The sequence below is a fragment of the Corallococcus sp. AB049A genome (assembly GCF_003668885.1).
Taxonomy (GTDB): Bacteria; Myxococcota; Myxococcia; order Myxococcales; family Myxococcaceae; genus Corallococcus; species Corallococcus interemptor.
In genome coordinates this window covers 1-6568 of sequence record NZ_RAWL01000462.1, presented here as the reverse complement: position 1 = coordinate 6568, position 6568 = coordinate 1, and the positions used below count along the sequence as shown (strand labels likewise).

Here is a 6568-nt window from a genome sequence, read left to right as displayed (position 1 = left end):
GCCGCCGCCCCTGCGCCCGCCGCGGCTCCGGCCGCACCCGCCACGGGTTCCGGCGGACTCCCCAAGGCCCCGGTGGCCGCCGGGGGGCGCAAGCCGCGCATCCTCATCGTGGACGACAGTGAGATGACGGCGCGGATCATCGAAGCGGACCTGGTGTCCAAGGGCTTCGAGGTCCACGTCGCGGACACCGCGGACAAGGCCACGAAGATCATCCTGAAGAAGCAGACGCGCCCGGACCTGGTGCTGCTGGACGTGCGCATGCCCAACGTGAACGGCGAGCAGTTCTGCCGCTTCATCAAGACGAACAGCCTCTTCAAGGGCATCAAGGTGCTGCTGTGCTCCGGTGAGAACGTCGAGGAGCTCCAGCGCATCTGCCGCGAGGCCGGCGCCGACGGCTACATCCCCAAGGACGCCGTCATGGGCAACCTCGTCGCCAAGGAGCTGATGCCCCCTGGCGCCGAGTAGTCACCGCTCGCCTCAGGGCTTCGCCGCGGCCTCGGGCTGCGCGGGCTCCTGGGCCGGGCAGCTCGTCTTCGCGGCCCGCTCCTGAAGCTGGGCCTGGACCTCCGCGGACTTCGCCTCGGAGGGCTTCGCGCTCTCCACGAAGCGCTGGTAGGCGGCCAGCGCCTCGCAGGACTTGCCCAGCGAGTCGTAGGTCTTCACCAGCGAGTTGAGGATGGGGCGCTGGCCGGGCTGCAGGTCGAAGGCCTTCTGCAGCGCCGCCGCGGTCTCCTCCGTGCGCCCCAGCGCCTCCAGCGAGAGGCCGCGCCACACGTGATAGCTCGCGTTGTCCGGCTGCGCGGTGGTCAGCGCGGTGGCGGCCTTGAGCGCCAGCTCCTTCTCCCCGGCGCGCGCGTTGGCCGTGTACGCCAGCTGGAGCAGGACGACGTTGGGGCCGCACTTCTCACCGAACGTGTCCGTCACGCGGGTGAGGCCCTTCAGGTCGCCGGTGTCCAGGAGCAGCTGCCCCAGCTGCTGCGCCTTGGCCTTGTCGCAGGGCGACTCCGCCAGCTCCTCGCGCAGCTTGCGCACGAGCGGCTTCTTGAGGCCGTGATCGAACTCCGGCTCCTCGGGCGCCTTGCTGCACGCACCGAGGACGGCGCCGGAGGAGAGACAGAGGACGGCAACGCGGAACGCGGAACGGGAGGAAGCGGACATGCCTTGCTGCGTAGCCCTTCCCTCCCGGACGGTCAAACCTCCGGTGTGCCGGCGGCGTTCTCCCGCTCGTCCAGGCCGCGCGCGAAGTTGCCGATGATGAGCCCCGGCCGCGCCGCCTTCAGCCGGTTGAGGAGCGTGCGGATGCCCACCGGCTCGCCACCCGCGCCCACGCCGCGCGCGACCTCCAGGTACTGGAGCGGATCAATGCACAGCGAGCGCGTCTGAACCTGATCCACGCGGTACTTGCGCACCAGGTTCTCCAGCGCCTGCACCTCGCCCTCGCGGTCGGTGACGCCGGGGAACAGGAGCAGGTTGAGCGCCAGGTACGCGCCCCGCTCACGCGCCAGCGCGATGGACGCCTCCACGTCCTCCCAGCCGTACTTCACCGGCTTGTAGTAGGCCTCGTAGAGCCCCTTGGACGCGGAGTTGAGCGACACGCGCACGGCGTCCAGGCCCGCGTCCAGCAGCGCCTTGAGCCCGTGCGTGAGGCTGGCGTTGGTGTTGATGTTGATGGAGCCCTTGTCCGTCTTCTCGCGCATCAGCCGGATGGACTCCGCGATGAACTTCCAGCGCGTGAGCGGCTCGCCCTCGCAACCCTGGCCAAAGCTCACCATGGTGCGGCCCGGCGCGTTTTCCAGGTGGTACAGGCCGATGGCCGCCATCTCCTCCGCGGAGGGGCCGTCATCCATGCGCTCGTGCGAGGCCGGCGGGCCGTCCGCGGGCTGATCCGAGATGCAGCCCACACATCTCGCGTTGCACATCACCGACGCGGGGATGGCGCCCTCGTCGCGCGCATAGAAGATGTTCTGCGACGTGAAGCACCGGTACAGGAGCGCGCACGTCTTCAGCTGCTTGAGCACGCGGCTGTCCGGGAAGCGCTTCATGTGCGCCGTCACCAGGCCCTTGAGCTCCGGCGTGGAGTACGACTCCGGCTCCCAGTGCGAGCGCCGGTCGGTGTGGATGGCCCACGCGAGCGGCCCCTTCTCTCCCCACGCCGCCGCCGTGTACGCCCACTGCGGCAGCACCGGCCCGCTGCCCTTCACCTCACCCGGCAGGAACGTGCGCGTGTAGCCCGGGGGCAGGAGCGCGCCCACCGCATTGGGCACGAAGGTCTTTCCCCCCACCTTCATCTCGCGCACCAGCTCCAGCTCGCCGGAGTCCGGGTTGAGCCCCACGGGCAGGCGGCCGGGCAGGTGCACCAGGCGCCCGGCCGCTGGCAGGGCGATGGGCTTGTCCTGCGGGGGCACCAGCTCCTCGCCGCTGCGCAGGGTGGCGATGAGGTAGGGATGCTCCATGACCCGGCCCTTGGGGTCCGCGAAGAGCAGTTTCGGCGCGTGCGTCATGCGCCGTTAACTAACACGGGTGGGCCGGCCTGCGTCCAACGCCTCGCGTCATGTGGATGGATGAATGAGGCCCATCACGGCCGGTCCCTTTCCTCGCCCGTGCGCGCCTTGAAAGCGCTCATGCCCTGGTCTATGGGTCCGCCACGTTTTCCAGGCAGTCCCCCATTCGTCGGAGGCAGTCGTGATCGTCGGAGTCCCCAAGGAGATCAAAACCCGCGAGTACCGTGTCGGCATGGTGCCTGCGGGCGTGCGCGCGCTCACCATGGCGGGGCACACGGTGCTGGTCGAGACGAACGCTGGCGTCGGCTCCGGCATCCCGGATTCGGAGTACCAGCGCGTCGGCGCGCAGATCATCTCCAGCGCGGATGAAGTGTGGAAGCGCGCGGAGATGGTCTGCAAGGTGAAGGAGCCCATCGCGCCCGAGTACGAGCGCATGCAGCCCGGGCAGATCGTCTACACGTACTTCCACCTGGCCGGCGTGGACCCGGAGCTGACCAAGACGCTCATCAAGAAGAAGGTCACCGCGGTCGCCTACGAGACGCTGCAGCTGGATGACGGCAGCCTCCCGCTGCTCAAGCCCATGTCCGAGGTGGCCGGCAAGATGGCCATCCAGGTCGGCGCCGCGTGCCTGGAGAAGGCCCACGGCGGCAAGGGCATCCTCCTGGGCGGCGTGCCCGGCGTGCGCCGCGGCCGCGTGGCCGTCATCGGCGGTGGCGTGGTGGGCCTGTGCGCCGCCAAGGTCGCCGTCGGCATGGGCGCGGAAGTGACCATCCTGGACGTGAACCTGGAGCGCCTCACCTACCTGGACGACGTGTTCCTCGGCCGCGCGCAGACGCTGGCTTCGGACACGGAGTCCATCGCGCGCACCGTGCGCGAGTCGGACCTCGTCATCGGCGGCGTGCTCATCCCCGGCGGCAAGGCCCCGAAGCTGGTGTCGCGCGAGCTGATTGGTGAGATGGAGCCCGGCTCCGTCGTCGTCGACGTGGCGGTGGACCAGGGCGGCTGCATCGAGACCTGCAAGCCCACCACGCACGACAACCCCACCTTCACCGTGAGCGACGTCGTCCACTACTGCGTGGCGAACATGCCCGGCGCGGTGCCCCAGACGTCCACCTTCGCGCTCACCAACACCACCCGCCCCTACTCGCGGAAGATCGCCGACCTGGGCCTGGTGGAGGCCGTGAAGTCCGACCGCGCCCTCCAGCGCGCCATCAACACCTACAACGGCCACATCACCTACGAGGCCGTCGCCAAGGACATGGGGTACGACTACGTGCCCCTGATGGACGCCCTCAGCGGCAAGAAGTGAGCTGAAGGCCGCCTGCCCCACAGCCGGCCAGCCACGTGCTGGCCGGTTGTCGGCATCGGACCCTGGGACGGGTGGGACGTCCGGTTCCCACCCTGAGGAATAAATGATCCCGCCGGACGTCTCCGCACTCCAGAAGCGGGCATGCGGGCGGCGTGGCAGGGGAAAGCGTTGTTGACCCGTCTGTTCCGGTGCATAGATTGACCGTTAGGCAGGCGACGCATTCCCCAATCATTTCGGGCCCCTGGAAGGCGGGAGCATGATGCTGGACTTCAGGCAACCCAACCGGACGAAGCAGGAATTCGAAGAGCTGGCGCTGGCGCACCTGGACCCGCTCTATTCAGCGGCGCTCCGGTTGACCAAGAACGAGCGCGACGCCGAGGACCTGGTGCAGGACACCTGCATGCGGGCCTACCGCTTCTTCGACAAGTTCGAGCGCGGGACCAACATCAAGGCCTGGCTCTTCAAGATCCTCACGAACACCTTCATCAACCGCTATCGCCGCAAGGTGAAGGAGCGCACGGTGGTGGAGGGCGTGGAGCGCGAAGCGGTGCATGAGCGCTTCGTGAGCCGGGACGCGACGGACTTCGCGGCCAACCCGGAGCAGTACTTCTTCGACCGGCTCCTGTCGGACGACGTGCTGCGCGCCATCGACTCGCTGCCCATCGACTTCCGGCTGGTGGTCATCCTCGCGGACCTCCAGGAGTTCTCCTACAAGGAGATCGCGGAGATCCTGGAGTGCCCCGTGGGCACGGTGATGAGCCGCCTCTTCCGCGGCCGCAAGCTCCTGCAGAAGACGCTGCGCGAGTACGCGGAGGGCCAGGGTGTGTTCCGGCACGACGGTGAGCCGGTCCAGGCCCCGGCGGACCTGGAAGAGTTCCGGCGCCGGAAGAAGGCAGGCTAGAAAGAGGTTGGAGGGGCGTCGCAATCCCCCTCCAGACCACCTCATCGAGCGCCCATGACCTGCCAGGAACTCGAGCGGTTGCTGTATCCGTACCTCGACGGCGAATTCCAGCCCGAGGAACGCCACGACGTGGAGTCGCATCTCGAAGGCTGCGAAGCGTGTGTCGCGCGCGTGGACGAGGAGATGCAGCTGCGTCAGACGCTTCGCCGCGCGGCGAAGCACGCTGTCTCCGCCCAGGGCACGCGCGCGCCGGCGTCGCTGCGCGCGGGCATCCAGTCCGGCCTGCACCGCGAGCACCGCCGCGCGCAGGTGGGCCAGTGGCTGCGCGTCGGGGCCATGGCCCTGGTGGTGGTGACCGTGAGCGGCGGCTGGATGACGTACCAGTCCGGCAAGGCGCAGAAGGCCACCATCCTGGAGGCCGTGCAGCGCCACACGCGCCAGCGTCCCCTGGAGTTCGTCGCGGGCACGCCGGAGCAGATCGAAGCGTGGTTCAACGACAAGGTGGAGCACCGCATCACCCTGCCCCGCCTGCAGCAGGCGCGGCCCGTGGGCGCGCGCTTCTCCACGCTCAACGGCCAGGAAGTCGTCTACGTCAGCTACGAGACGCAGCCCCGCCTCACCAACGAGCCCAAGCGCAACATCGGCGTGTTCGTCTATCCGGCGACGGGCCAGCGGGTTATCAAGGACGAGGGCCCCACGGTGGAGAACGTCGCCGTGGACTCGAGCCAGGCGTACAACGTCGTGACGTGGCGTGATCAGGACGTCACCTACGAGCTGGTGACGGACCTGGACGACGCGGCCATCCTGCAGATGCTGCGGGATCAGGAGCACCGCTCCAACGGGCTCGTGCGCCCCGCGCAGGTGAAGCCCGCGGTGAGCGTGCAGCCTGTGTCGCTACAGCCCTGAAGCCCTCGCACCAGCGAGGGCTTGCGTGGTCGCCTGCTCAACTGAATACCGGGCGTTGCGCCCGGTGTGAAGATTGACGGTCCCAGGCATGGCCGATAGCCTCGACGGCGTCTTCACTCTCGCGCGCCGCCGCTGCTGTCCTTCTTGGCGTCACACCGCGCGCCGCACCCCCAGGATGGCCGTCCCTTCATGTCCAAGCGAATCCTGATCGTCGAAAGCGACGCCACCCTCGCCACCACCCTGCAGCAGGCCCTGGAGGCGCGGGGCTTCTCCGCGCAGACGACGGGCGACGGCAAGGGCAGCGTGGAGCTGATCCGCCGCGAGCGCCCCGACCTCGTGGTGCTCGCGGTGGACCTGTCCGCGGGACAGAACGGCTACCTCATCTGCGGCAAGCTGAAGAAGGACGACGAGCTGAAGACGGTGCCCATCGTCATCATCGGCAACCCGGACGGCTTCGCGGCGCACGGCAAGCTCAAGGCGCGCGCGGACGAGTACGTGGCGAAGCCGGTGGACGCGAACGTCCTGATTGATCGCGTGGGCGGCGTCATCGGCTTCCCGGAGCCGCCGGTCAGCAACGAGGTGGTGGACGAGAGCCTCACGCTGGACTCGCTGGGCGAGGAGCCCTCGACGGACTTCGGCGAGGAGATCGCCGTCGACACGGGTGAAGAGCCCGCCGTGGCCGGGGAAGACCTGGACATGCTCGACGACGCCTTCAGCGACATGTCCGAGCCCGTGACGGGCACGCCCGAGGAGCCCGTGGTGGCGCCTCCGGAGGAGATGGAGACCCCGTCCGGCCTGGAGGAGATCTCCGCGCTGGACTCGCTGGGGCCGGACAGCAGCGATGACTCGCTGGACATGCTGGGCGGCCTGGACGAGCCGGAGGAGAAGACCGTCGTCGGCTTCATGCCGCCTGTGGATCCGGAGCCCGTCGCCGCTCCGGTGACGCCGGCC

Annotated in this window: 7 protein-coding genes; 5 read left to right on the top strand and 2 right to left on the bottom strand. The window is 68.9% G+C overall.

Annotated elements, in window-relative coordinates; all coding sequences use genetic code 11:
- Positions 1-465: PleD family two-component system response regulator (locus D7X55_RS33515; protein ID WP_147470309.1), on the top strand; the 465-nt coding region annotated here is incomplete at its 5' end.
- Positions 466-477: 12 nt separating this feature from the next.
- On the opposite strand, the gene D7X55_RS33510 is transcribed toward D7X55_RS33515, so the two are convergent.
- Positions 478-1158, bottom strand: a complete 681-nt coding sequence (locus D7X55_RS33510) for a hypothetical protein (protein WP_120550034.1) — start codon at positions 1156-1158, stop codon at positions 478-480.
- Positions 1159-1190: 32 nt separating this feature from the next.
- Positions 1191-2501, bottom strand: coding sequence for a radical SAM protein (locus tag D7X55_RS33505; protein WP_120550035.1), 1311 nt, complete (start codon positions 2499-2501; stop codon positions 1191-1193).
- Between the two features lie 181 nt (positions 2502-2682).
- Between D7X55_RS33505 and ald the strand changes: the two genes are divergently transcribed.
- The 4 genes from ald to D7X55_RS33485 form a co-directional block, all read left to right on the top strand.
- Complete coding sequence (ald, locus tag D7X55_RS33500) at positions 2683-3810, top strand: alanine dehydrogenase (protein WP_120550036.1); 1128 nt, start codon at positions 2683-2685, stop codon at positions 3808-3810.
- 259 nt (positions 3811-4069) lie between these two features.
- Positions 4070-4711, top strand: coding sequence for a sigma-70 family RNA polymerase sigma factor (locus D7X55_RS33495; protein ID WP_043323356.1), 642 nt, complete (start codon positions 4070-4072; stop codon positions 4709-4711).
- Positions 4712-4765: 54 nt separating this feature from the next.
- The gene (locus D7X55_RS33490; RefSeq protein WP_120550037.1) at positions 4766-5617 is read left to right on the top strand and encodes an anti-sigma factor; all 852 of its coding nucleotides are present in this window, start codon (positions 4766-4768) and stop codon (positions 5615-5617) included.
- 189 nt (positions 5618-5806) lie between these two features.
- The coding region (locus D7X55_RS33485; RefSeq protein ID WP_147470308.1) for a PleD family two-component system response regulator at positions 5807-6568 on the top strand (762 nt) is incomplete at its 3' end.

Excerpts from the sequence above, each read along its gene's own strand:
- D7X55_RS33510 (WP_120550034.1), bottom strand. The coding sequence starts at position 1,158 with ATGTCCGCTTCCTCCCGTTCCGCGTTCCGCGTTGCCGTCCTCTGTCTC.
- D7X55_RS33505 (WP_120550035.1), bottom strand. The coding sequence starts at position 2,501 with ATGACGCACGCGCCGAAACTGCTCTTCGCGGACCCCAAGGGCCGGGTC.
- D7X55_RS33495 (WP_043323356.1), top strand. The coding sequence starts at position 4,070 with ATGCTGGACTTCAGGCAACCCAACCGGACGAAGCAGGAATTCGAAGAG.
- D7X55_RS33490 (WP_120550037.1), top strand. The coding sequence starts at position 4,766 with ATGACCTGCCAGGAACTCGAGCGGTTGCTGTATCCGTACCTCGACGGC.